At 45.0% G+C, this 23,206-nt stretch carries 22 protein-coding genes and 1 pseudogene; 16 read left to right on the plus strand and 7 right to left on the minus strand.

Annotation, left to right across the window (positions count from 1 at the left end; translation table 11 throughout):
• The first annotated feature begins 115 nt into the window (after positions 1-115).
• The gene (locus CHA6605_RS26155; protein ID WP_015162388.1) at positions 116-997 is read left to right on the plus strand and encodes a carbohydrate ABC transporter permease; all 882 of its coding nucleotides are present in this window, start codon (positions 116-118) and stop codon (positions 995-997) included.
• Positions 981-1,670 (plus strand): lipoyl(octanoyl) transferase LipB, encoded by a 690-nt coding sequence (gene lipB / locus CHA6605_RS26160; protein WP_015162389.1) that lies wholly within the window; start codon positions 981-983, stop codon positions 1,668-1,670. The genes CHA6605_RS26155 and lipB overlap by 17 nt, the downstream gene beginning before the upstream one ends.
• Before the next feature lie 252 nt (positions 1,671-1,922).
• Here lipB and CHA6605_RS26165 read toward each other — a convergent pair whose 3' ends face one another.
• Both CHA6605_RS26165 and CHA6605_RS26170 read right to left on the minus strand, forming a co-directional pair.
• Complete coding sequence (locus CHA6605_RS26165) at positions 1,923-2,255, minus strand: DUF1815 family protein (RefSeq protein ID WP_015162390.1); 333 nt, start codon at positions 2,253-2,255, stop codon at positions 1,923-1,925.
• Positions 2,256-2,544: 289 nt separating this feature from the next.
• On the minus strand, positions 2,545-3,609 hold the full coding sequence (locus tag CHA6605_RS26170) for a glucokinase (RefSeq protein ID WP_015162391.1): 1,065 nt from the start codon (positions 3,607-3,609) through the stop codon (positions 2,545-2,547).
• A gap of 142 nt (positions 3,610-3,751) precedes the next feature.
• Here CHA6605_RS26170 and CHA6605_RS36350 point away from each other — a divergent pair, with 142 nt between their 5' ends.
• The 5 genes from CHA6605_RS36350 (at position 3,752) to CHA6605_RS26190 (ending at position 9,447) form a co-directional block, all read left to right on the plus strand.
• Positions 3,752-3,886: a hypothetical protein gene (locus tag CHA6605_RS36350; RefSeq protein ID WP_269744542.1), complete on the plus strand. Its 135-nt coding sequence runs from the start codon at positions 3,752-3,754 to the stop codon at positions 3,884-3,886.
• A 136-nt stretch (positions 3,887-4,022) separates the two neighbouring features.
• On the plus strand, positions 4,023-6,746 hold the full coding sequence (clpB, locus tag CHA6605_RS26175) for an ATP-dependent chaperone ClpB (protein ID WP_015162392.1): 2,724 nt from the start codon (positions 4,023-4,025) through the stop codon (positions 6,744-6,746).
• Positions 6,747-6,952: 206 nt separating this feature from the next.
• Positions 6,953-7,639: a methyltransferase family protein gene (locus tag CHA6605_RS26180; RefSeq protein ID WP_015162393.1), complete on the plus strand. Its 687-nt coding sequence runs from the start codon at positions 6,953-6,955 to the stop codon at positions 7,637-7,639.
• Positions 7,640-7,937: 298 nt separating this feature from the next.
• On the plus strand, positions 7,938-8,813 hold the full coding sequence (gene argB / locus CHA6605_RS26185; RefSeq protein ID WP_015162394.1) for an acetylglutamate kinase: 876 nt from the start codon (positions 7,938-7,940) through the stop codon (positions 8,811-8,813).
• Positions 8,814-8,931: 118 nt separating this feature from the next.
• The gene (locus CHA6605_RS26190) at positions 8,932-9,447 is read left to right on the plus strand and encodes a tetratricopeptide repeat protein (protein WP_015162395.1); all 516 of its coding nucleotides are present in this window, start codon (positions 8,932-8,934) and stop codon (positions 9,445-9,447) included.
• 66 nt (positions 9,448-9,513) lie between these two features.
• On the opposite strand, the gene CHA6605_RS26195 is transcribed toward CHA6605_RS26190, so the two are convergent.
• Together CHA6605_RS26195 and CHA6605_RS26200 are read right to left on the minus strand one after the other, a co-directional pair.
• Entirely contained in the window at positions 9,514-9,957 is a 444-nt protein-coding gene (locus tag CHA6605_RS26195) for a CAAD domain-containing protein (protein ID WP_015162396.1), read from the minus strand.
• Between the two features lie 466 nt (positions 9,958-10,423).
• On the minus strand, positions 10,424-11,296 hold the full coding sequence (locus tag CHA6605_RS26200) for a 6-carboxytetrahydropterin synthase (RefSeq protein WP_015162397.1): 873 nt from the start codon (positions 11,294-11,296) through the stop codon (positions 10,424-10,426).
• A 181-nt stretch (positions 11,297-11,477) separates the two neighbouring features.
• Between CHA6605_RS26200 and CHA6605_RS26205 the strand changes: the two genes are divergently transcribed.
• Positions 11,478-11,927 (plus strand): hypothetical protein, encoded by a 450-nt coding sequence (locus tag CHA6605_RS26205; protein WP_041548465.1) that lies wholly within the window; start codon positions 11,478-11,480, stop codon positions 11,925-11,927.
• 17 nt (positions 11,928-11,944) lie between these two features.
• Here CHA6605_RS26205 and CHA6605_RS26210 read toward each other — a convergent pair whose 3' ends face one another.
• Both CHA6605_RS26210 and CHA6605_RS26215 read right to left on the minus strand, forming a co-directional pair.
• Positions 11,945-13,711 (minus strand): ABC transporter substrate-binding protein, encoded by a 1,767-nt coding sequence (locus tag CHA6605_RS26210; RefSeq protein WP_198288402.1) that lies wholly within the window; start codon positions 13,709-13,711, stop codon positions 11,945-11,947.
• Positions 13,712-13,949: 238 nt separating this feature from the next.
• Positions 13,950-15,101: a glycosyltransferase gene (locus tag CHA6605_RS26215; RefSeq protein ID WP_015162400.1), complete on the minus strand. Its 1,152-nt coding sequence runs from the start codon at positions 15,099-15,101 to the stop codon at positions 13,950-13,952.
• Positions 15,102-15,323: 222 nt separating this feature from the next.
• Between CHA6605_RS26215 and rfbG the strand changes: the two genes are divergently transcribed.
• Both rfbG and CHA6605_RS26225 read left to right on the plus strand, forming a co-directional pair.
• The gene (gene rfbG / locus CHA6605_RS26220) at positions 15,324-16,391 is read left to right on the plus strand and encodes a CDP-glucose 4,6-dehydratase (protein WP_015162401.1); all 1,068 of its coding nucleotides are present in this window, start codon (positions 15,324-15,326) and stop codon (positions 16,389-16,391) included.
• A 246-nt stretch (positions 16,392-16,637) separates the two neighbouring features.
• Entirely contained in the window at positions 16,638-17,390 is a 753-nt protein-coding gene (locus CHA6605_RS26225) for a TylF/MycF/NovP-related O-methyltransferase (RefSeq protein ID WP_015162402.1), read from the plus strand.
• Here CHA6605_RS26225 and CHA6605_RS35245 read toward each other — a convergent pair.
• Entirely contained in the window at positions 17,348-17,581 is a 234-nt protein-coding gene (locus CHA6605_RS35245; protein ID WP_198288601.1) for a hypothetical protein, read from the minus strand. The genes CHA6605_RS26225 and CHA6605_RS35245 overlap by 43 nt on opposite strands.
• On the opposite strand from CHA6605_RS35245, the gene CHA6605_RS26230 reads away from it, so the two are divergent.
• From CHA6605_RS26230 to CHA6605_RS26250, 6 genes and pseudogenes are all read left to right on the plus strand, one after another.
• Positions 17,536-18,816, plus strand: coding sequence for a class I SAM-dependent methyltransferase (locus tag CHA6605_RS26230; protein ID WP_015162403.1), 1,281 nt, complete (start codon positions 17,536-17,538; stop codon positions 18,814-18,816). The genes CHA6605_RS35245 and CHA6605_RS26230 overlap by 46 nt on opposite strands.
• Positions 18,817-18,822: 6 nt before the next feature.
• Positions 18,823-19,326, plus strand: a pseudogene (gene rfbC / locus CHA6605_RS37390) (dTDP-4-dehydrorhamnose 3,5-epimerase); the annotation flags it as partial.
• Between the two features lie 162 nt (positions 19,327-19,488).
• A complete protein-coding gene (locus tag CHA6605_RS26235) occupies positions 19,489-20,763 on the plus strand; it encodes a DUF4910 domain-containing protein (protein WP_051039047.1) in 1,275 nt (424 codons plus the stop codon).
• A gap of 7 nt (positions 20,764-20,770) precedes the next feature.
• Positions 20,771-21,658, plus strand: coding sequence for a glucose-1-phosphate cytidylyltransferase (locus tag CHA6605_RS26240; RefSeq protein WP_015162405.1), 888 nt, complete (start codon positions 20,771-20,773; stop codon positions 21,656-21,658).
• 25 nt (positions 21,659-21,683) lie between these two features.
• Positions 21,684-22,334, plus strand: coding sequence for a PIG-L deacetylase family protein (locus tag CHA6605_RS26245; protein WP_015162406.1), 651 nt, complete (start codon positions 21,684-21,686; stop codon positions 22,332-22,334).
• A gap of 127 nt (positions 22,335-22,461) precedes the next feature.
• Positions 22,462-23,196 carry an SDR family oxidoreductase gene (locus CHA6605_RS26250; protein ID WP_015162407.1) on the plus strand — a complete coding sequence of 245 codons (735 nt, stop codon included), beginning with the start codon at positions 22,462-22,464 and terminating at the stop codon, positions 23,194-23,196.
• Positions 23,197-23,206 lie beyond the last annotated feature (10 nt).

Genomic DNA, 23,206 nt, shown 5'->3' on the forward strand with positions numbered 1-23,206 from the left:
GGCTTTAGGCTTTAGGCTTTAGGCTTTAGGGAAAAGGAAATGCAGCATTTACCCATTAACCATTAACCATTAACCATTATTCATTACCCATCCACCCATCTACCCATCCACCCATATGATCCGCCTGCGACAAGTCAACTGGACGCCATATATATTTCTCGCCCCTGCGCTACTATTGCTGGGTTTGACAGTGTTTTTACCCGCAGTGCAGGCTTTTTATTTGAGCTTTACCAATTACGATCCGATCGCGGAGACTGCAAGTTGGCAAGGCTGGGCTAATTTCGATCGATTATTCAAAGATGCGGTCTTTTGGCAAACAATTAGGAATACCATCGTTTATCTGTGTGGCGTAGTACCGATCTTGGTATTTGCGCCCTTGCTATTGGCAATTGCCGTCAACCAAAAGCTGAAGGGGATGAGTTTTTTTCGAGCGGCTTATTATGTGCCTGTAATTATCTCGATGGTGGTAGCGGGAATTGCTTGGAAGTTTATTTATGCTGAAAATGGACTACTCAATCAATTATTGCAAGTTGTCGGGATTCCGCCTGTGCCGTGGTTGACTAGTCCGAGTTTAGCTTTATTTAGCGTCATGGTGGTGACGATTTGGAAAGGATTGGGATATTACATGACCATTTATTTGGCTGGATTGCAATCGATTCCTGCCGATTTGTACGAGGCTGCGGCGATCGATGGTTCGGATAGTTATACCAAGCATTGGGATATTACGATCCCACTGATGCGTCCGTATATGTTGCTAGTTGCGGTGATTTCGGCGATCGCGGCGACCAAAATCTTTGAAGAAGTCTATGTGATGACTCAGGGTGGGCCGCGTAATAGTTCTAAAACGGTGGTTTATTATTTATATCAACAGGGTTTTGGTTCGAGCAATCCCGATCTGAGTTATGCTTGCACGATCGGTTTAATCTTGTTCTTAATTGTCTTTACTTTATCGTTACTCAATCTCAAGCTTTCGCAAAATAATGTTAACTTACCCTGAGCAGAAATCCACGAACAAACAGCAATGCTTGTTATATAATTGTGGCATCATCGATTATCAGACTGCTTGGATCTGGCAAAAATCGCTTCAGAAAGAGCGGATTGTCGATCGAACTTTGCCCGATGCTTTGGTAATTTTGGAGCATCCACCCGTATATACGTTGGGTACTGGATCTAGTCTAGAATTTGTGAAGTTCGATCGCGAGCAACATGAGTACGAATTGTATCGTGTCGAGCGGGGTGGTGAAGTAACTTATCATTGTCCCGGGCAAATTATTGCTTACCCGATTCTCAATCTGCGGCATTATCAGCAAGATTTACACTGGTACCTCAGACAGTTAGAGGAAGTAGTTTTGCGGGTGCTGGCTTTGTACGATCTTCAGGGTTACCGGATCGAGGGTTTAACTGGCGTGTGGCTGGAAGAACGCAAAATAGCAGCCATCGGCATCAAAGTTACGAGCTGGATTACTATGCACGGGTTCGCGCTGAATGTCTGTCCCGATTTAAGTGGCTTTAATCGGATCGTACCTTGTGGAATTGTCGATCGATCTGTTGGCAGTATGGCTGAGTTTATCCCGAATATCGATGCCAATCTCGTGCGTGGGCAGATCGGGCGCGTATTTAGTGAAGTGTTTGGAATAGAAATGCTCGACGGTGACAAATTCTTGGGTTAACTCAATCGGTAAAATTCTAGATTGAGATGGGAGAGGCTCTGTAACGCTTTGGATAAATGTATGCGTTGGGGGGAGCCTCTTGGTAGATCTTCAATATTATGCGAATGAGTAAAAATACTAGCTGCTGCTAGCGTTGGCGTAGCCTGCCGGAGGTAATCGACACATCTGGCACTAAGTCGATCGGGAGGCTCACTTTGTCGAGCAGTTTTGGCAGCTCGATGGCGATATTACCTGCGAGTTCGACCTGGTTAACTAGCCGATCGACACAGGTGTGTTGTTAGTAAGTTGAACTTTGAGCAGATTGGCGAGTTCTTGCAGTTGGGCAATTGCCTCTGCGCCTTCCAATTTCATTAATTCGCGATCGTCGCGAAGTTCTGTCCAGGTAATCCCATAGTCAGATACCAAAAACCGGATTAGATGATTGGGAGCCAGACTCACCATGAAGTTGGCACTGTTCATCCGATCTCCACACGTATAGCAAGCAGCTTCGTAGCCGCGTCTTTCCAGCACCGTAGCTAGAGCTTGAAGGCTCATTACTAGGTCTTTAACGAATTCTTGATGTTGATTTGCTAGTCTAAGAAACATAGACCTCCTTGTATTAGCACCACTGCTGATTATTATAACCTTTATTATTTTTTAATGTTTTTCTCATTGACAATCTTAATACTTTATCCACTTTGTCCCTATTTAACTAATATCCCATTTACACCCAAAGTTTGACACGATGGTTGCCAGTAAACTGTGAGATCGGTTACATACTAGGCAAGGGCTTGGTATACAGCCGATCGAAAGTGGGAAAAGGACAGGGAGCTAGACTGGATCTGGATCGAGATTGCCCGAGTAACATTAAGCCGAATCGAGGCTTAATTAATTTTTAAGCATCAATTCTTAATTTTGCGGCTCGATCGAGCGCGCCGAGCAAACCGACTTGCGGATTGAGAATAACTCGAACTGGAATGTTCGTAAGTAGATTACTGACTCTGCCTTTGTGGTTGAATGCACCGAGGAAAGTACCATCCTCAAACAACGGTAAGTTTTTGGTCGCAATGCCGCCCGCAATGTAAAATCCGCCATAGGGGAGGATCTTGAGGGCAAGATTCCCAGCTTCGGCACCATAGGCAGAAATAAACATGGCCATGGCTGCTTCGCAGAGCGGATCGGTTTTGGCGATCGCTAGAGTCGAGATGAGAGCCGCCGGATCGGGTGCTGTTTCCGATTGGGACTCCCACGCTGTAACTACACTAGCAACTTCGGGTGTTTCGGAAAAATTACTAGTATCGCGCAGAAATTGATAGATGCCTACTATCCCAGAGCCGGAAATCACGCGTTCGTTGGAGATTCGATCGAGTTGTTTGTGCTTACAGAGATATTGATAGAGTTCAAACTCGCGGGTCGATCGGGCGGCAAAGTCAGTGTGTCCGCCTTCGGCAGCAACTACCTGATAGTCCCGATCGTTATAAACCAAAAAACATTGGCCCAGACCCGTACCAGCCCCAATTACCGCGATCGGGGCATTGAGTCGCGGCTGTCCCGCTTGAATCGTGTGGATGTCTGCTGCTGACAAGCAGGAAATCCCATAACCGATGGCGACAAAATCATTAATTAAGCTAATTTGGGGAATATTTAGCTCCGCTTGGAGTCGCTCGGCGTCGATGTGCCAATCGAGATTGGGTAAATAGGAGGCTCGATCGATTACGGCTCCGGCAATTCCAAAACAGGCAGCACTGACAGCAATTTCTCCACCTAGGTGAGTTTGGGCATCAGCGAGAAATTGCTGCACCAGCGGCACAAAGCTAGAATATGCTTGAGAGGGATACGACTGCTGAAATGTCGCCAGTTTGTCCGAGCCAGACTGACCGCTCTTATCGGCTGATGTTGGAAGTACTAAGCTCAGAAGCGTTTTTGTGCCACCGAGATCGCCTGCTAATAGGTATGCCATGTGTTTTGAACCGTAGCTGGACAGCGATACAATATAGAAAGGTGTACTCAAGTTCGATATCTAAGTCGATCGGGAAGTAGCTCCCGCACGAGCATCGAGACATTGAAGGTGGCGGTTTAATCTGTGAATATATTAGTATAGATTGCCGCTGTATCGCCAGCAGTCTAGACTGCTGGCAGCAAAATCTTTACGAGATCGCGATCGGCTGTGTCGATCGCTACTGCTGACGCTCCCGATCGGACTATACTTCACGCGGGTAAAACACAATCTAGCCTAAAGCATAAAGCATAAAGCCTAAAGCCTAAAGTCTAAAGCCTAAAGCCTAAAGCCTAAAGCCTAAAGCCTAAAGCCTAAAGCCTAAAGCCTAAAGCCTAACGCACCAACCCCATCAGACCGCTCCTTTATAATCTAAAATGCAGCCTACAGACCCTACAAAATTTAACGAACGAGCCTGGGATGCGATCGTCAAGTCGCAGGACGTAGCCAGGAGATCGTTCAATCAAAACTTAGAAGTCGAGCATGTGGCGATCGCGCTGTTAGAGCAAAAGGATGTCGCTTCCAAAATTTTGGCTCGTGTCGGGGTAGATGTTGAGGAATTGGCACGACAATTACAAGAATTTGCCAACCGTCAGCCGCGAATCGATCGAGTTGCCGATCTGTATCTGGGACGGGGATTGGATCTATTACTCGATCGAGCTGAAGCCGCTAGAGCCAGTTCGCAAGAGCCGACGATCGGTACCGAGCATTTAATTCTCGCATTGAGTGAAGACGATCGAGTCGGCAGACGTCTCCTCAAACCCTATAATTTCGATCGCGCACAATTGGAAGCCGCGATTAAGCTGGTGCGGAGTACGCCAGCCAAGCCCACAACTCAAGCTGCCGAAACCAGTGGGGGGGACGCCTTACCTAAATACGGTAAAGATCTCACCGAAGCTGCTAGAGCGGGGAAAATGGACCCCGTGATCGGACGCGATGAAGAAATCCGTCGTGTCGTTCAGGTATTATCGCGCCGTCAGAAAAATAATCCCGTTTTAATTGGCGAGCCAGGTGTTGGTAAAACTGCCATTGCCGAAGGTTTGGCACAGCGGATCGTCAATGGCGACGTCCCCGAATCGCTCAAAGATCGAACGTTAATTTCCCTAGACATGGGGAGTTTGATCGCGGGAGCCAAGCTCCGAGGCGAATTTGAAGAACGCTTGCGATCGGTACTTAAGGAAGTCACCGAATCCGCCGGACAAATCGTGTTATTTATCGATGAACTCCACACCGTCGTCGGTGCGGGTGGAAATCAAGGCGCGATGGATGCCAGTAACCTGCTCAAACCCATGCTAGCACGGGGCGAATTGCGCTGTATCGGCGCGACAACCACCGATGAGTACCGCAAGTATATCGAGAAAGATCCCGCCCTAGAACGGCGATTTCAGCCCGTACAGGTGAACGAACCTACCGTCGAAGATACAATTTCGATTCTGCGGGGACTCAAGGAGCGGTATGAAGTTCACCACGGCGTCAAAATTAGCGATTCCGCGCTAGTTGCCGCCGCCACGCTTTCGAGTCGGTATATCGCCGATCGATTTTTGCCCGATAAAGCGATCGATCTGGTCGATGAAGCTGCTGCTAAACTCAAAATGGAGATCACCTCCAAACCTGCCGAACTCGAATCGATCGATCGGCGCGTGATGCAACTAGAAATGGAGAAACTTTCCCTCCAAGGTGAAAATCTCCATAGCGATGGTTATCTCCCCACTAAAGAACGCCTCGAAAAGATCGACACCGAGATCGATAGCCTCAAAGTTAAGCAAGACCAACTTACCAATCAATGGCAAGGCGAGAAACAACTCCTCGATAGTATTAAAAGCCTTAAAGAGCAAGAAGACCAAGCTAGAGTCCAAATGGAGCAAGCCGAACGCGCGCAAGATCTCCATACCGCATCTCGCCTCCAATACGGCGAACTGCCCAAACTCCAACAAGAACGCAACGAGAAAGAAGCCGAACTCGCCGCCGTACAGGTACGCGGCTCCACCCTGTTGCGCGAACAAGTCACCGATGGCGATATTGCCGAAATCGTTGCCAAATGGACGGGAATCCCTGTCAACCGCCTGCTGGCCTCCGAACGCCAAAAACTGCTCCAACTCGAATCCCACCTCCACAACCGGGTAATCGGCCAAAATGAGGCTGTGAGCGCGGTATCAGCCGCAATTCGGCGCGCCCGTGCGGGGATGAAAGATCCCAACCGTCCGATCGGATCGTTCCTATTTATGGGGCCGACTGGAGTCGGTAAAACCGAGCTGGCGCGAGCCTTAGCCGAATTTTTATTCGACAGCGAAGAGGCGATGGTGCGCTTGGATATGTCTGAATATATGGAGAAACATGCAGTTTCTCGGCTGGTGGGTGCGCCACCGGGATATGTCGGGCATGAAGATGGCGGACAATTAACCGAAGCCGTGCGCCGTCACCCGTATTCGGTGGTGCTATTCGATGAGGTCGAAAAAGCCCATCCTGATGTATTTAATATCTTGCTGCAAGTGTTAGACGATGGCCGAATTACCGATTCTAAAGGTAAAACCGTCAGTTTTGCTAATACGGTGATCGTGATGACTAGTAATATTGCTAGCGACCAAATTATCACTACTCTCCTCAATCCCGATCGCGATAAAAATCAAAATCTCGATCTGCGCGAGCAGGTGACAAGTACCTTGCTCTCCCACTTCCGGCCAGAGTTTATCAATCGGGTAGACGAACTGACGATTTTTGAACCACTCAAGAAAACCGAACTCCGGCAAATTGTGACGCTTCAAATTCATCAAATCGAGCGGATGTTAGCAGATCAAAAAATCAAAATTCATCTATCCACCTCAGCCCAAGACTATCTCGCAGATGTTGGTTACGATCCGATTTATGGTGCTAGACCATTAAGACGTGCCATTCAACGGGAACTACAAAACCCGATCGCGACGAAGATTTTGGAAACTACGTTTGGGGAAGGCGATACAATTTTTGTTGATTGTGTTGTGAGTAGTTCTGCTTCGGTAGAGACTCGAACTTTGACATTTGGCACTAAACAAACTAAGAGTCAGAAATCGACTCCAGCGATTATTCCAGAGGTAATTTTACCGACGGTTGCGATCGATAATTAGGTACTTCGATGGCAAGGTATATTCATCGCGAATAAACCGCCGATTAAGATCGGGGCTAGTGATGCAAAGTCCGCATAGGCGGACTAAACTCGATCTATCTCGATCGCCCCAGCATCTATCAGTGTGTGTAATAATTGTTACCATGTATCTGTGATAGTAAATATACAGTTACATTTAAAGCACTTATTGCGAGGGAGCTTGTATTTATGACAATGTTTCTAAAGTCGATCGGGTTGGTTTTTGGATTAGCTGCTGTAATTGCGTTGCTGATAGTGCTTCCGGCGTGGCAATTTGGAGTTGTTACTGACTGGAGAATTATCTTCCTGGCGATCGGTTATTTTACGTTCTTTTTAGGAACGGTGTGGCGGGTGATTCGGTATGGCGAACTAGTCGATCGTCAAGAAGATCTACAAGTAAAAGAAACATCAGGACGCTTGGCTTCGCTGATTACTATTTTTGGCTTATTAGGAGTACATTGGCTGACGATTTATACTTTCTCTGTTCGCGATGAAGCTCTAAGTTTGATAGTAAATAAATTGACGATCGCGATCGGGATTAGTTTAGTTGTGACGGCGATTTTAGTCAGTCAGGTAGCTATTCGTACTTTGGGCAAATTCTTCGATCGATTGGCAATAAAATCAGACCATCGCTTAGTTACAGAAGGGATATATGGATTCGTTCGCCATCCAATTTATACGAGTTATATTTTACTATTCGTCGGATTTTGTACGCTGCTCCAAAGCTGGTGGGGTTTTGGTTTATTACTAGGGGTTTGCATTGTATGGTTTGGCAATCGAATCGGGATCGAGGAGCGGATGCTTCAAGAACGATTTGGCGATGAATATCAGTCTTATTGTCAGCAGACAAAGCGACTATTTCCCTATGTTTATTAATGGTTGTAGCTAAAATCAATATTTTTGTAACATTCGCTCGACTGTCAAGTCCAGAATCCGCAACACGCTTGACTCGATCGCATTATCTCCTGTAAACACCTTCTCTTCATACAAACCCTCTACCCATTACCTCTGGCAAGCGGGTTGGGGATTCTAACATTTTGACTTGTTGGCATAGCCTCTGGAGCGAGAGCATCGCCAGAAATTAGGAGCATCATCGATCGGCATAGACCCCAGCTAAACTGATAAAATCTTGGCTATTGCAAAACTCATCGCCAGACTCCAAATCCTCTCCAGCATGAACCACTCCAACGAAGATGCCACCCGCGTGCGGGTACTTAGCGAAGCCTTGCCCTACATCCAAAAATTCGCCGGACGTACCGTCGTGGTCAAATATGGCGGCGCAGCGATGAAAGATAGTTCTCTCAAAGAGGATGTCATTCGCGATCTAGTTTTTATGTCTTGCGTCGGCATTCGCCCCGTCTTAGTTCATGGGGGTGGGCCAGAAATCAATAGTTGGTTAGAAAAACTCGGCATCGAACCGCAATTTAAAGATGGTTTGCGGGTGACTGATGCAGCGACTATGGATGTCGTGGAAATGGTATTAGTCGGACGAGTTAATAAAGAAATTGTCTCCCTGATTGCTTGCTCTGGCGGTAATGCTGTAGGGCTGTGTGGCAAAGATGCTAACCTAATCGTGGCACGTCCCGACGGTCGTGAAGGGATTGGGTTCGTCGGTGAGGTGAGTAGTGTTAATGTCGATATTCTCAATACTTTAGTTAAGAGTGGTTATATTCCCGTCGTCTCCAGTGTCGCCGCAGATGAGAATGGACAGGCTTATAATATCAATGCCGACACTGTTGCGGGTGAAATAGCGGCTGCACTGGGAGCCGAAAAATTGATCTTGATGACAGATACGCCAGGGTTGATGCGGGACTTTAAAGATCCAAATACCTTAATTCGTCACTTGGATATCTCTGGCGCGCGGGGGCTAATTGAAGATGGCACTGTCAGCGGTGGCATGATTCCAAAGTTGACTTGTTGCGTTCGCAGTCTAGCTCAAGGTGTCAAAGCCGCTCATATTATTGATGGGCGATTGCCGCACTCCCTCTTACTCGAAATTTTCACCGATAATGGTACTGGCTCGATGATTGTCTCTTCTGTTGCTAGCTAAATATGCTAATTAGTTAGAACAGAGCGCAATCCAAAATCCTGTCTTAACTTGCTAAACAGTCGAGTTTCCTGACGGTTTAGCAAGTCGCAAAATCAAAAATCAAAAATCCAACATCGACGTGACTTTCGAGACTGATTATCAATCTGGACAAATGGCCTTCGAGCGGGGACAGTACCGCCAAGCCGTCAGCTTTTTTGTGGCTGCTATCGCTCAAGTGCAGCCAAATACGCAACTCGGTGGCGAGGCGCAGGTATGGCTGGCGACAGCCTATGAAGCTGCTGGGCAACTCTCAGAAGCTAAGGCTCTGTGTCAGAAATTATCTAGCCATCCCAATCTGGATACCCGCCAAGCAAGTAAACGGATGCTGTATATCATGCAGGCTCCAGAATTGGTGCGACGGGATGAGTGGCTGACGAAGATTCCAGACTTGACTCATTTAGAAGGCACTGATGGCAAGACAGGCGGTAATAATCGTCCGCTGCCGCCGCCAGCACCCAAACCAAAATCGTTGGAAGAACGGTATGCACCTGTAGATCTGAGTCAGGTTAATACCAAAGATAATAATTTTATCGCGATCGCGTTGGTAGTAACGGCGATCGCCATGTTGGGATTGTGGTTGGTTGCCAGAGGATAATAAAAAATACCACCGATCGATTCGGTGGTATCTAAAATTTAACTAAGATTCGTCCGATGGCTCAATTTAGCCGTTGCCGTTTTTGTTACCGAGAATTTCGGATTTGAAGCTATCGATTTCGTCAGTCAATTCCTTTCTAGTGGAGGCTTGTAGTAGGTAACGGTATACAAACCAGCTTGTATAACCGATCCCGACGATTTCAAAAGTAGGTGCGAGCAAAGGAATTTCGTTGATGGCAGATAAGATCGCCAAAGTTAGCTTCACGCCAACAATGATGCCAAAAATTAAGCCTAGAGTAATGACAGCACTCTTATTGCTGTTATAAATTTGACCTACATACGCAGGTAGTTCTGCGAGAATATCAGTAGCTTGTTTGGCCCATTCGGGTAGCTCTGCCTTGGGTAGCTCTGGAGAAACTTTGGTCAGAGAAGCATTTCCAGTATTTAATCCTAAAGGATTGGCTGGAATATCAACCGTCGTAGTTTCTGTAGATTCAATGGTATCGCTCATATTTTATTAATCCCTATTTCAAAATTGACAAGGCTAGCAGATCGAAATTTGATGTGTGTCGAACTCGATGTTCGATACAAACACTCTTGCCGATTTTATCAGTTGCGGCGGAAGCAGCATAGTGTAAAATTAATTTAAGGGTAAACAATTACACCTAAATTTATCTGCTAGACGCACTGGCTATACTATTCGCGGATGCTGCAAGAGACGATTAAAATGTTTATTTAATCTGATTATAGACGATAGTTAATCGATCGCCGATCGACCGATCGACCGATTTACGGCTAAAATTGCTATTCATTATAACAGTAAATTGTAGAAATCGAGTATTAAAGAATAATGAACTTTGGCTCTCATAAACATTAGGGCATTGCTGAGTGAGAATGATTCGAGCGTCAAATTATTCTTCAATTCAGCAGTGCCAAAATCAATAATTACTAGCGACGAACTAGCAGCTAATCGGCAATTAAACCCCAGCGAGTGCGACTGCGGCGAGTTGACGAGCGGCTAAATTGCTAAAATCTTGACTCCATAGTAACTCGCACGAGTTATTGGGACTCTCGATTAATTTGACCTTATGTAACTGCGCACCGAGTGCTTGAATCGGTTGTTCGATTTGATAGCCGATATAGACGGCGATATTTTCAGCGGTAGGGACGACTTTGGCAAAGTGGGGAATATCTTTGTTCAAAAAGGTGTGGTCTAGCGGCTCTACAGCGTGCTTGTCCACGAGTTCGTGTAATTTGACCAAATCGACAATCATCCCCGTACGCTCGTCAATTTGCCCCGTCACGGTGACTTCGAGATGATAGTTGTGTCCGTGTCCATTTACCCGCGCGCACTTGCCATAAATCTCACTGTTCTGTTCGAGGGTAAGACTATCGAGAGCTAAACGGTGAGCCGCGCTAAAGTGAGTACCGATAGTTAGTGATGCTTCCATGTCTTTACCTGTGTATTCTGCGTAGAGTTCGGGATGTTCGTAGAGCTGAATGCGGACGAGCGGAAAATGCGGAGCTAGTTTGTGCCAAATCACCCTAGCAATATTTTCAGTTGTAGGTAGAGTAGCTTGAAATTCCGGCCAGACATCATTGAGAAAGCTGTAGTCAAGTGGCGCGGTAACTTCTTTCTTAATAACGTGTTTGACGTCGGAGAGGTTGAGTACCATCCCGTATTCATCAATATCGCCATAGAGGGAGATATACAAAACATAGTTATGTCCGTGTCCGTATGGTTGAGCGCATAAGCCAAATTCCGCTTGATTTTCCGCTTCGCTCAACTCTGGCAACCAATAGCGATGACTAGCCGAAAACTGGGCGCGACGGTTGATAATACATTTCATGAAAATTTACATAACGTTATATTTAATAGGATACTGTGTTTAGAATACTGATAACACAGCTCAATTAGATCGAGATTTAGAATTTGAGGATTGATAGGATTAGGTTGTTGGCACTACCCATCCACCCATCCACCCATCCACCCACCCATCTATCCATTCACCCACCTACTCATCTACCCATATGGAACGCGGTTTAATGTGGCTCCCATTGCTTGGAGCATTCATCTGGTTGGCTAGAGCGGGTGCTAATGAGTACCAAAAGATCGAAGCTTATAAACGCTGGGCAGTTGGATTCGATCGATGTAAGTACGATATCTATGCGGTGATGGGACTCAAAGATCGCCAGATTAGTTGGGGTAAACCGACTAAAGCCGAGCCAAAAGATTTGCAAACATTCAGTCTCGATCGAGTTAAGAAGATTCAGTTAGTGGTCGATAATAAAATCATCGATCTAGATAACTTGCCTAATGGTGGTAAAAGAATTAATCTTCAGTTTCAATTGAGCGATCCACCAACGGCAGGACAAGAATCGATCGAGATTCCGTTTACAGAAGTATCGATGGCGGCTGAATGGGCGGAATTTTTGAATCGATCTCTCATCGATCGTAATATTGTCCCAACAGATAGCTAAAAGTAGTGAATGCCCTGCTATCGATCGCTAATTTTTAAGCCATAAAGATTCCAAAATGGGCCATTAATTGGCGAGTAGTCAATCCCTTGGACGCGATTTTTAACGGCTGAGAGCGATAGTGGGTTGACTAGGTAAATACAGGGTAAGTTTTCTTGAGTTATTTTCTGAGTCTCGATATAAATTTGCCGACGTTTACCTTCGTCTAATTCTTGGGCGGCTTGAATGTAGAGGTCGTCAATTTTCTTCTCCCAATCGGCAACTCGACGATCTGTGAGCTGTGGTTTACCTTTTTGAGGTTTGAGGTTAAAGATATGCGAACCACCATCTACCGACCAAAAGTTTGCACCATCATTTGGTTCGATCCCGCCTGTAAATCCAATCAATAAACTATCCCATTGTAAGGAATTATCGATGCGATCGATCAACAGACTAAAAGCGATCGGGGTAAAATCTACCTCAACACCGATTAAGGCTAAGTCTTGCTTGATTTGAGTGCCTAGTGCTTCGCGAATTTTATTACCTGAGTTAGTAATTAAGGTAAATCGGACTGGATTATCGCGATCGTCAACAAGTTTATTTTGCTCGTTATATTTAAATCCAGCTTCTGCAAATAATTCTTTAGCTTTTTTAGGATTATAGTCATAGAAAGGTAATCCTTGCTCGCGAGATAGATAGTAAGGACTCGGCACAGAAATCGGCGAATCTTGTGGCGCGCCCAAACCGCGGTAGATATTATTAATCATCCGTTGACGATTGATGCCATAGGCGATCGCCTGACGAAATTTGACATTATTAAACCAGCGCGATTTGACCGGATCGACTAGCGGTTTACCATCTCTTTCGCCTTCGTTAAGATTGAAAGATACGAAGGTAGTACCAGTTGCTGGGCCACCGTTATAGATTTTATATCCACCTTTTTGTTCTTCTTTTTTAAGTAATGAAAAGAAGTCTGGCGAAACATTAAAAGAATCTAAACCACCCGATCGAAATTGGACTAAAGCGGTATCGGTAGATTCGACAATTTGCCAGACTACGCGATCTATATACGGCTGTTGTTGTCCTTGGGCATCTTTCCGCCAGTAGTAAGGATTCTTTTTAAAAACTATTCGCTCGCCTGGTGTATAAGCATCTACCATATACATGCCGTTAGAAACTAAGTCCGCAGGCTTGGTATTTAGACCCCAAGTACTCAAAAATAATGGTTTACCACTTTTATCTTTTTGAACTACTGTCGGACGTAATTTGTGCGCGGGGAGAATACTAATTCCGAGCGTGCGCAGAAATGGGGCGAATGGTTCTGGTGTGGTAAATTCAACGCGATCGTCGCCAATTTTTTTAACAGTAGGCAATTTGCGATCTTTACCGATTTTAAGAATGTCGCGGGTATCCGTGGGAATATCATCATTAAAATAGACTTCATTAAAGGTAAATGCGACATCATCGGTAGTTAGTGGCGCACCATCTGACCATTTGAGATTTTTTTTGAGTGTGAAAGCGATCGTTTTTTTGTCTGGGGATAGCGTCCAAGATTCTGCCAGAGCTGGTTCGATTTCTCCTTTACCATTTTCGGTAATTAATCCTTCGCCAACATAACCAAAAATATTGGGAGATTCATTGCTTAAGGCTGGATTGAAAGTTTTGGGATCGCTGAGAATTCCATATACTAACTGATTATTAGTTTGGGCTGAAGAAGATTGAAGCAGCACGCGACAACTACCAATCCCGATCGCGATCGCCAACCCGATCGAAACGATCGACAACCGTCGCCATTTACTTAAGAACATATTTTTTAACATATTGAAAATTTACAATTCTCAGCTATTAATTAATAATACTTCGGATATATAAGATCGGTTCGCAAATATCAGTCACAGCCACAATCAGGAAACCGCGCTGGAGTCCGCCGCTACAAGCTGCGATCTTAAGAATCTACTCATATCTCAATCTAGTACAAAAACATTATTGGTTAGAGTGGATCTGAGGAGATCTCTTGTGACATTGGGGTCAACAGATCGACAACACCTAGATCTCAACTGCGGATCGCTCTACCTCTGTTGCTAACTCCTGAAGACGCTGTTCTCGATCGATTGTTGCTGGACGTGGTGTTAAGTTAAAAGCAGCCAAGATTGTTTGCCAGCGATAAACCCAATCATGTTTGAGCAGAGAGTTGGCAACATTACGACGACGCATTGCTGCTAATTTTCCTGGCTCTGCGTCCAATTCGGCGATCTTGGCAATAATATCTTGACTGTCGGCAGGAACTTCGATGACGACATCTTCCCAATCAAAATATTTTGGAAACATCTCATTAGCTGGCGGCATTCCCAACATAATCGTTCCGGCTGCTGCCCCTTCAAAGTAGCGAAATCCGATTTCTTGTGAGTTCTGTGTGAATACTGGTTCGTTGAATTTAGCAAAATAATTGATACTAAATCGAGTTCTTTTCATGAGACTAGCCAGCATCATCCGGTGTTCGCGAGGATTATCTATTTCTAAAGCTTGTTTTTTGACTGTATCATAGTAGTAAAAAAAATTACTCTTTTGAGCCTGTTCGAGCAACGATCGATGAACTTCAGGCGGTCTCCGACCGAGAGCAATGACATCAATGAGGCGTCCTGGGGGGTTGGGGTAGGGGCAAAACTTGAGAGTATCGGCCCCTCCAGGGAGATAGATAACTGGACGATCGATCGCTTTACTCAATTTATCATTGCACAAATACATACAGGAAAAAATTATATCGAAGTTATGAAATGGTTCTTGTAATAATCGCCAATCATTTAATCCTGTACCATGAAATTCACTCAGCAAACAAGCTTTATAACGACATTTTTCTTGCCAGCCTTGAATTAAATTGATTAATTGCATATCCCAAGCGGTATGTACGATTACCAATAACAAGTCATATTCACTATCGATGACAAACTCTTTGGGGTAAGGCGTGATTTTCGCGGCCAATCGATCGGATCGCCCAATGTATTTTGTCAGCCTATATATCTTCCGCATCAGATTGTGAGTATTGACAGGCGCAAATAAATCGGCATCATCAACATCACAGATTAGATCTTCAAACTCATAACAACCACAACTAGCGGCAGCCAAGTTAAAGCCTCGGCTTGATACAACTAGAATCCGCGCCGATCTCTTGTCAGTGCTATGCTCGATACTGTTAGGCATGAATAAATATTTTGTAAAGGAGCAGGCTAGTCAACTGTCTGATACTTTTTTATAATCTGTATTGGAGTTTAAACTAACAAAATAATAATTAGGTAAATTTAATTATTACAAAATATGTAGGATCGTGCTAATTTTGCGATTTAGTTGTGATCTAGATCCTAGATCGTTCGATTTAAATCAGTTAGAATGATTTTGCCTTAAGCTGTATGTGAGCGCAAACACATGGACACTACTTTCTGGCATGGAAAACGGGTATTGTTAACCGGGCACACTGGTTTTAAAGGTAGCTGGTTGTCGCTGTGGTTGCAGTCAGTTGGAGTTGATTTATGGGGATATGCCTTACAGCCGCCTACAAGTCCGAGCCTGTTTGAAGTCGCTAACGTCGCAGGTGGAATGACCTCTAACATCGGCGATATCTGCGATCTTCAGCATCTGAAGCAAGTGATAGCTGAGTGTCGCCCAGAAATTGCGATTCACATGGCAGCTCAATCGGTGGTGAAATCGTCCTATGTCGATCCAGTGTTGACTTACAACACCAATGTGATGGGCACGGTGAATTTATTTGAAGCAATTAGGCAAGTGGGTGGGGTACGCGCTGTACTGAATATCACCTCAGACAAATGCTATGAGAATCGAGAATGGGTCTGGGGATATCGCGAAAATGACCCGTTGGGCGGTTACGACCCCTACAGTAGCAGTAAAGCTTGTGCGGAGTTGGTGACAACAGCCTACCGCAATTCATTTTTTAATCCTAGCGATTATGCGACTCATGGTGTCGCGATCGCTTCTGCCCGTGCGGGAAACGTGATTGGGGGTGGTGATTGGACACCAGATGGATTAGTGTCGGATATTGTCAAATCCTTGCTCGTAGACAAGCCAGTGGTAATTCGGAACCCGATGGCAACTCGTCCCTGGCAGCATGTTTTAGATGCACTCAATGGCTATCTGACTTTAGCAGAGCATCTATACGACAAGGGGCCAGCATTTGCCGAAGCTTGGAATTTTGGCCCCTACGAATCAGACGTGCAGCCAGTCGGGTGGTTGGTCGATCGACTATTAGCCCAATGGGGCGCAAACTCAACTTGGGAGCAAGATCGAGCGCATCAACCCCACGAAGCTAATGCTCTGAGTTTGGATTGTGCCAAGGCGCGGATGAAATTGGGGTGGAAACCACAGTTATCACTGGACGCAGCTTTAGCACAAATTATTGATTGGACAAAATCTTACCAAGCAGGGGATGACATGCAACAAGTTACTAGAGCATCGATTTATGAATTTATGAATCGATGACGGGGAAGGGGGGCTGATTCGGCTCCGTTCCCTTCATAGAAACCGTTTGAGATTTGTCGAAGAATACACAGCGATGGATACCAATTTTCTCTTTTTACCTCTCTTTGGCGAGATGCTCGATCTAGCAAATAACGAGTATCAAATTGAACAGATAAGATAAACCGCCATGTAATATCATACGTAATATATATTTGGGCAGCTACAGATCGTGCCGATGATACTTAGAATCTCAGGACAAATAATATCATGAATTCATCATTCAAATCATTTGTCAAATCTATTCCGCCCCTGCACAAACTATTGAGGGGAGCTAAGAGCGGACTAACAAGACTCTTAGAGTTAGATGAGCGGTTTTACACGTTGTCGCCGGACGTCTTAGTTGCCATCGTCAAAGCGTTTAATCTCCAAAGACAAGCTGCTACTACCAGTGGACGAGACTTACTTAGCGGCCACGCCTATTATGAATTTGGATTGTTCAAAGGGTTCAGTTTCTGGTTCGCGGAGCAAGTCGCACGAGAGTACACGGATTCGAGCTTTCGCTTGCTTGGTTTTGATTCATTCGAGGGATTGCCACAGCCGCAACTCGAGGTGGAAGCGAAGAGCTTTCGCGAAGGTGATTTTCGAGGGACATATGAAGTTGTAACCGGGAATCTACACAGATGGAAAACGGATTTTAGCAGGATACAATTACACAAGGGATTCTATTCGGATCGCCTTTTTGATGAGTTGCGTAAGAATGAGCAGTTTCCATCGGCTTCTATTGTCCTTATCGATGTGGATCTCTATGAATCATGCGTTCCGGTGTTAGAGTTTATCAAGCCGTATTTAGTTGAAGGCACGATACTGTTGTTCGACGACTATAATCAAATGGGTCCAGATGACAACTCAGGTGAAAGGAGAGCATTAATAGAATTTGAGAGTCGGAATCCAGGGTTCGAGAAAGAATACCTATGGGATTATGGCTGGGAGGGGGTGGCCTTCCGCGTTGTTTCGGTGTAAACGATCCGGCGGTTTGACAACATTTGTAAAAAGATTTGTCGATCGATCAGCCCTGCAACTAATTCAAGTTGGCGTTGGAGTATTCCTGCCGTAGGCACAACCTTTCCTCTTAATTTGGTGTCAATTAATTTTCTGGAGATAGCTAATGATTGAGCCAGCAACAGCGATACAGGAACCAGATCGTTCGACACAAAAGGCTCCTCACTGTCGATTTTGTGGGACTGAGTTGCGCCATACCTTAGTCGATTTGGGGATGTCACCACTATGCGAGAGCTTTGTGAGTCTCGATCGACTCAATCGGATGGAGGCATTTTATCCGCTACATGTGCGGGTCTGCGATCGCTGTTTTTTGGTGCAATTAGAAGCATATGTTAGCCCGGAGCATATCTTTAGGGAATATGCCTATTTTTCGTCTTATGCGGATTCGTGGTTGGCTCAGTGTAAAGCGTATACCGATCTGGTAGTCGATCGATTCGGTTTGAATGAAACCAGTCAGGTAGTCGAACTTGCCAGCAATGATGGCTATCTCCTGCAATACTTTATCGAGAAAAATATCGCGGTGTTAGGTGTCGAACCAGCGACGAATATTGCCAAAGTAGCGATTGCGAAAGGTATTCCTACCCTCAATGAATTCTTTGGGCAGGAGTGCGCTCGTAAATTAGTTACTAACGGAATGCAGGCAGATCTGATCGCCGCCAATAATGTGTTGGCGCATGTGCCAGAGTTGAATGACTTTGTCGCAGGCATTAAGATCTTGCTCGCGCCCCAAGGTATCTTCACTGGCGAGATTCAACATCTGGTCGAATTGATGGCAAAGAATCAATTCGATACAATTTACCACGAACACTTTTGCTACCATACCTTCACTACTCTGGAAAAAATCTTTGCAGTGCATGGGATGACTCTGTTTGATGTAGAGCAGTTACCTACTCATGGTGGCTCGTTACGAATCTATGCTTGCCATGCCGATAACTCATCGCAACTCGTAAGCGATCGCGCCATCGCGCTCAGGGAGAGCGAGCGAGCGGCTGGGTTTACGTCGATCGAGCGGTACACCAACTTTGAAGAACGGGTACGCGAAACCAAGCGCAAGATCCTCGAATTTCTAATCGCCGCCAAGCGAGCGGGTAAGACTGTGGTGGGTTATGGCGCACCAGGCAAAGGGAACACATTGCTCAATTACTGCGGCATTCGCACTGATTTTCTGGACTACACGGTCGATCGTAACCCTTATAAACACGGGAAATTCTTGCCTGGAACCCATATTCCCATCTACCCAACTAGCAAAATTCAGGAAACGAAACCCGATTACGTCCTGATCCTGCCTTGGAACTTCAAAGATGAAATTATGACCCAAATGAGTGTTATCCACGACTGGGGCGGTAAATTTGTCGTACCAATCCCTGAATTAACCGTTTATTCCTAAAAATGAATGATTTTCACCGAAACAGATCTCCGAGGTGCATATACAATCGAACCGGAAAAACTGGCAGACGATCGCGGCTTTTTTGCACGGACATGGTGTCAACAAGAATTTAGCGATCGCGGACTCGATCCCAACTTAGTTCAATCGAGTGTTTCTTTCAATCACCACCAGGGAACGCTCCGGGGAATGCATTTACAACTACCGCCAGCGGCAGAAGTGAAGCTCGTTCGCTGTACGCGGGGTGCGATTTATGATGTCATTGTGGATCTGCGGTTAAATTCGCCCACCTATTTGCAGTGGACGGGGGTCAAACTGACTGCTGACAACCGTACAGCTTTATATATCCCCCAAGGGTTTGCCCACGGATTTCAAACGCTCGAAGACAATACCGAAGTCTTTTATCAGATATCTGAGTTTTATAATCCAGATTTAGCGCGTGGTTTTCGCTGGAACGATCCGATCGTTAAGATTGATTGGCCGATCGAAGTAACTACAATTTCCGATCGCGATCGATCGTATTCTGACTACATGCCAGAGTCGTTTTCAACATTACAGCTCGATCGGCCGCTCGACATTCAAAGTACATCCGCCCTTACCGATCTCGTTCTGGTGGACTCTACTCGATCGATTGGATCGATCGAATTGCATGATTCACCACTAGTTGGTGTAGAGATGTATGAATTAATTTCTAAACTATATCCAATTTGCCGCAGTATTACAGGTGATGGCGTCCGCAAAACATTACATATTCTCCAGCAATTTATCCCATTAGAACTGCATGAGGTACCAACAGGTACCGCCGTATTTGATTGGGCTGTGCCCAAAGAGTGGAATATTAATGATGCCTATGTCATCGATCCTCAAGGGCAAAAAGTAATTGACTTTCAAAAGTCAAATTTACATGTGCTTAATTACAGCATTCCGATCGATACCAAGATGCCGCTGAGTGAATTGAAAGAGCATCTATTTTCCCTGCCAGATCGACCGGATTGGATTCCCTACCGGACTTCTTACTATCAAGAAAACTGGGGATTCTGTTTGAGCCACAATGCACTGGAGCAATTACAAGATGGCGAATATAAGGTGTATATTAATTCCTCCCTAGCACCTGGCTCTCTCACTTATGGAGAGTATTATCTGCCAGGAGCAACCAGCGATGAAATCTTATTTTCCTGCCACATCTGCCATCCATCTTTGTGTAATGACAACCTATCAGGTATAGGATTGGCAACATTTTTAGCAAAACATCTTGAGGAAAACCCACACCGCTATTCCTATCGATTTTTATTTGTTCCTGGCACGATCGGCTCGATTACCTGGTTGAGTTTAAATTGCGATCGAGTCGATCGAATCAAACATGGTTTGGTCATATCTGGTGTGGGCGATCCGGGACGATTAACTTATAAAAAAAGTCGTCGTGGCGATGCCGAAATCGATCGAGCCGTTGCCCATATCTTACAACATTCGGGACGAGAATACGCGATCGAAGATTTTTTCCCCTATGGCTATGACGAACGCCAGTATTGTTCGCCAGGATTTAACTTACCAGTCGGTAGCCTGACGAGAACGCCATTCAATCGTTATCCCGAATACCATACCTCAGCCGATAATCTCGATTTTATTCAGCAGACAGCTTTAGCTGATTCGTTAGAACAATATCTCGCTGTTATCGACATTTTGGAAAACAATTACACTTATCTCAATACCAATCCCCACTGCGAACCCCAACTGGGTAAACGGGGACTGTATGGCAACTTTGGGGGCAAGAAAAGTACCAAGACTAGGGAAATGGCGATGCTGTGGGTGCTTAATTTAGCCGATGGGGGCAACTCGCTATTAGAAATTGCCGATCGTGCTAATCTGCCATTTTCTGTGCTTCACGAAGCTGCTGTCGATTTAGTCGCGAGCGGACTATTATCAGAAATCAAACCAACCCTAACTAAGTAGCACTATTATGAAAGTCGTTCTATTTTGCGGTGGACTAGGAACTCGATTGAGAGAGTATTCTGAGACAATTCCCAAACCGATGGTGGAAATTGGTTATCGACCGATTATCTGGCATTTGATGCGCTATTATGCCCACTTTGGTCACAAGGATTTTATTCTTTGCTTAGGCTATCGGGGCGATTATATTAGAAACTATTTTATCAACTACAATGAGTGCTTGTCTAATGATTTCGTGCTTTCTCAAGGTGGCCGAAACATTCAATTATATAATAATGACATCGAAGATTGGACGATTACTTTTGTCGATACTGGATTAAACACAAATATCGGGCAAAGACTAGTTGCGGTCAAAAGTTATCTCCAAGATGATAATGTTTTCCTGGCTAATTATGCTGATGGACTCAGCGATCTCGACCTGAATCTCTATCTCGATCGCTTCTACAAACAGGATAAAATTGCTAGTTTCTTGTGCGTTCAACCATCCCAATCTTTTCATGTTGTATCGGTAGATAATGATTCTCTCGTCCAGAGCATCGAGCCAGCGACAGATGCCAATCTTTGGATTAACGGTGGTTTCTTTGCCTTGAAAAAAGAGATATTTGATTATATTAAACCTGGTGAAGAATTAGTAATCGAACCTTTTCAGCGGCTCATCGATCGCAAACAACTGATCGGTTATCGAAATCCTGGTTTCTGGGCTTGTATGGATACACTCAAAGAAAAAATTACATTTGACGAAATGTATGCCAAAGGGGAAATGCCCTGGAATGTTTGGAATACTTCAGATAAGATCCACTCACATCAAATATTAAAAGGTGGCGTTCCTGGATTCAGGCATGAAAAGCTAGCGATGGGAGTGGGAGAAAAAGATCCACAAACAGAAAGTTATACCTAAAATTAGCAAGAAAAAGTTACAACTTATGTTTAAATTCAAATTCGGTGATGGCGATGCGCTTGGGCAAGTTTTGTGTATTGGCGCACATAGCGATGATATTGAGATCGGCTGCGGCGGTACTCTGCTGAAACTAATCGATTTATATCCCAATTTGACTATTTACTGGGTGGTCTTAGGAGCTAGCGGTCAACGAGAGCAGGAAGCTGTTGCTAGTGCTCATAAGTTAATGAAAGATATTAAGCACAAGCATGTTACTGTCAAAGGCTTTCGTGATGGTTTTTTTCCCTATCAGGGGATGGAGATCAAGGAGTACTTTGAGAAACTCAAACATGAAGTTGCACCCGACTTAATTCTGACCCACTATCGCGACGATCGCCACCAAGATCATCGATCGATTTCTGACTTGACCTGGAATACATTTAGAGACCACCTAATTTGGGAATATGAAATTCCTAAATATGATGGCGATTTAGGTTCTCCAAATATTTTTGTCCATCTTGATGAAGTAATCTGTCGCCGCAAGATCGACCATTTATTCGAACACTTTGGAACTCAGTCTAATAAAGTTTGGTTTACAGAAGATACTTTTTCCTCAATTTTAAGAATGCGGGGCATCGAGTCCAATGCGCCCGATCGATATGCCGAGGCTTTCTATTGTCGCAAGGTAGTTATTTAAACAGTCGATCGTCGATCGCGTATCACCAGAGGCTTGGCTGTGCCAATGCCGAGCATCTCGTAGAGAGGTTTTTAGAATGGGGATTTAAATACCTAATTTTTGTTAATTACCAAATTATTAATTATTAATGATGTCAGTATTTGCCGATCGAGTGGTAGTAATTACAGGTGCTAGTAGCGGCATTGGTAAAGCGATCGCACTGACACTGATCGATCGAGGAGCAACAGTATGTTTAATTGGCCGAGATTTAGACAGATTAAAAACGGCGACTGCATCTATCTCAGCACACAAATCTCGGATTTTTTACGATCGAGCAGACTTACTAGTAGATGAAGATATCCATAGATCGATCGAAACTATTAAATCGACACACGAACGCATTGATGTCCTAATTCACAGTGCTGGTGAGATCTTACTCGGCAATCTAGACACAGCCCCGATCGCAGATTTCGATCGACAATATCGGCTCAATGTTCGCGCGCCCTATCTCCTGACTCAAAAACTTTTACCTTTACTCAAAGCTAGTCAAGGGCAAATTGTGTTTATCAATTCCAGCGTTTGTCAGAATGCCAAAGCCGGAATCGGACAATATACGGCGACAAAACAGGCTTTGAAAGCCATTGCCGATTGTCTGAGGGCAGAAGTCAATGTTGACGGTGTTCGAGTTGTCAGTTTTTATGTCGGGCAGACTGCGACCCCCATGCAAGCAGCCCTGTATGCTACAGCAGGTAAATTATACCAACCCGATCGACTGCTCCAGCCACAAGACATTGCTGACACCGTACTTCACACCATCAGCTTGTCGCCAACGGCTGAGGTTACAGATGTTTACATTAGACCATTAACAGTAGACTCCCGATGATGAGAGTCGA

The sequence above is a fragment of the Chamaesiphon minutus PCC 6605 genome (genome assembly GCF_000317145.1).
GTDB lineage: Bacteria > Cyanobacteriota > Cyanobacteriia > Cyanobacteriales > Chamaesiphonaceae > Chamaesiphon > Chamaesiphon minutus.

Coding starts and splice junctions, on each gene's coding strand:
- CHA6605_RS26155 (WP_015162388.1), top strand. CDS start 116: ATGATCCGCCTGCGACAAGTCAACTGGACGCCATATATATTTCTCGCC.
- CHA6605_RS26170 (WP_015162391.1), bottom strand. CDS start 3,609: ATGGCATACCTATTAGCAGGCGATCTCGGTGGCACAAAAACGCTTCTG.
- CHA6605_RS26210 (WP_198288402.1), bottom strand. CDS start 13,711: ATGTTCTTAAGTAAATGGCGACGGTTGTCGATCGTTTCGATCGGGTTG.
- CHA6605_RS26240 (WP_015162405.1), top strand. CDS start 20,771: ATGAAAGTCGTTCTATTTTGCGGTGGACTAGGAACTCGATTGAGAGAG.
- rfbG (WP_015162401.1), top strand. CDS start 15,324: ATGGACACTACTTTCTGGCATGGAAAACGGGTATTGTTAACCGGGCAC.
- lipB (WP_015162389.1), top strand. CDS start 981: ATGTTAACTTACCCTGAGCAGAAATCCACGAACAAACAGCAATGCTTG.
- CHA6605_RS26225 (WP_015162402.1), top strand. CDS start 16,638: ATGAATTCATCATTCAAATCATTTGTCAAATCTATTCCGCCCCTGCAC.
- CHA6605_RS26165 (WP_015162390.1), bottom strand. CDS start 2,255: ATGTTTCTTAGACTAGCAAATCAACATCAAGAATTCGTTAAAGACCTA.
- CHA6605_RS26235 (WP_051039047.1), top strand. CDS start 19,489: ATGTATGAATTAATTTCTAAACTATATCCAATTTGCCGCAGTATTACA.
- CHA6605_RS26195 (WP_015162396.1), bottom strand. CDS start 9,957: ATGAGCGATACCATTGAATCTACAGAAACTACGACGGTTGATATTCCA.
- CHA6605_RS26230 (WP_015162403.1), top strand. CDS start 17,536: ATGATTGAGCCAGCAACAGCGATACAGGAACCAGATCGTTCGACACAA.
- CHA6605_RS26200 (WP_015162397.1), bottom strand. CDS start 11,296: ATGAAATGTATTATCAACCGTCGCGCCCAGTTTTCGGCTAGTCATCGC.
- CHA6605_RS26180 (WP_015162393.1), top strand. CDS start 6,953: ATGACAATGTTTCTAAAGTCGATCGGGTTGGTTTTTGGATTAGCTGCT.
- CHA6605_RS26250 (WP_015162407.1), top strand. CDS start 22,462: ATGATGTCAGTATTTGCCGATCGAGTGGTAGTAATTACAGGTGCTAGT.
- CHA6605_RS26215 (WP_015162400.1), bottom strand. CDS start 15,101: ATGCCTAACAGTATCGAGCATAGCACTGACAAGAGATCGGCGCGGATT.
- argB (WP_015162394.1), top strand. CDS start 7,938: ATGAACCACTCCAACGAAGATGCCACCCGCGTGCGGGTACTTAGCGAA.
- clpB (WP_015162392.1), top strand. CDS start 4,023: ATGCAGCCTACAGACCCTACAAAATTTAACGAACGAGCCTGGGATGCG.
- CHA6605_RS26205 (WP_041548465.1), top strand. CDS start 11,478: ATGGAACGCGGTTTAATGTGGCTCCCATTGCTTGGAGCATTCATCTGG.
- CHA6605_RS26245 (WP_015162406.1), top strand. CDS start 21,684: ATGTTTAAATTCAAATTCGGTGATGGCGATGCGCTTGGGCAAGTTTTG.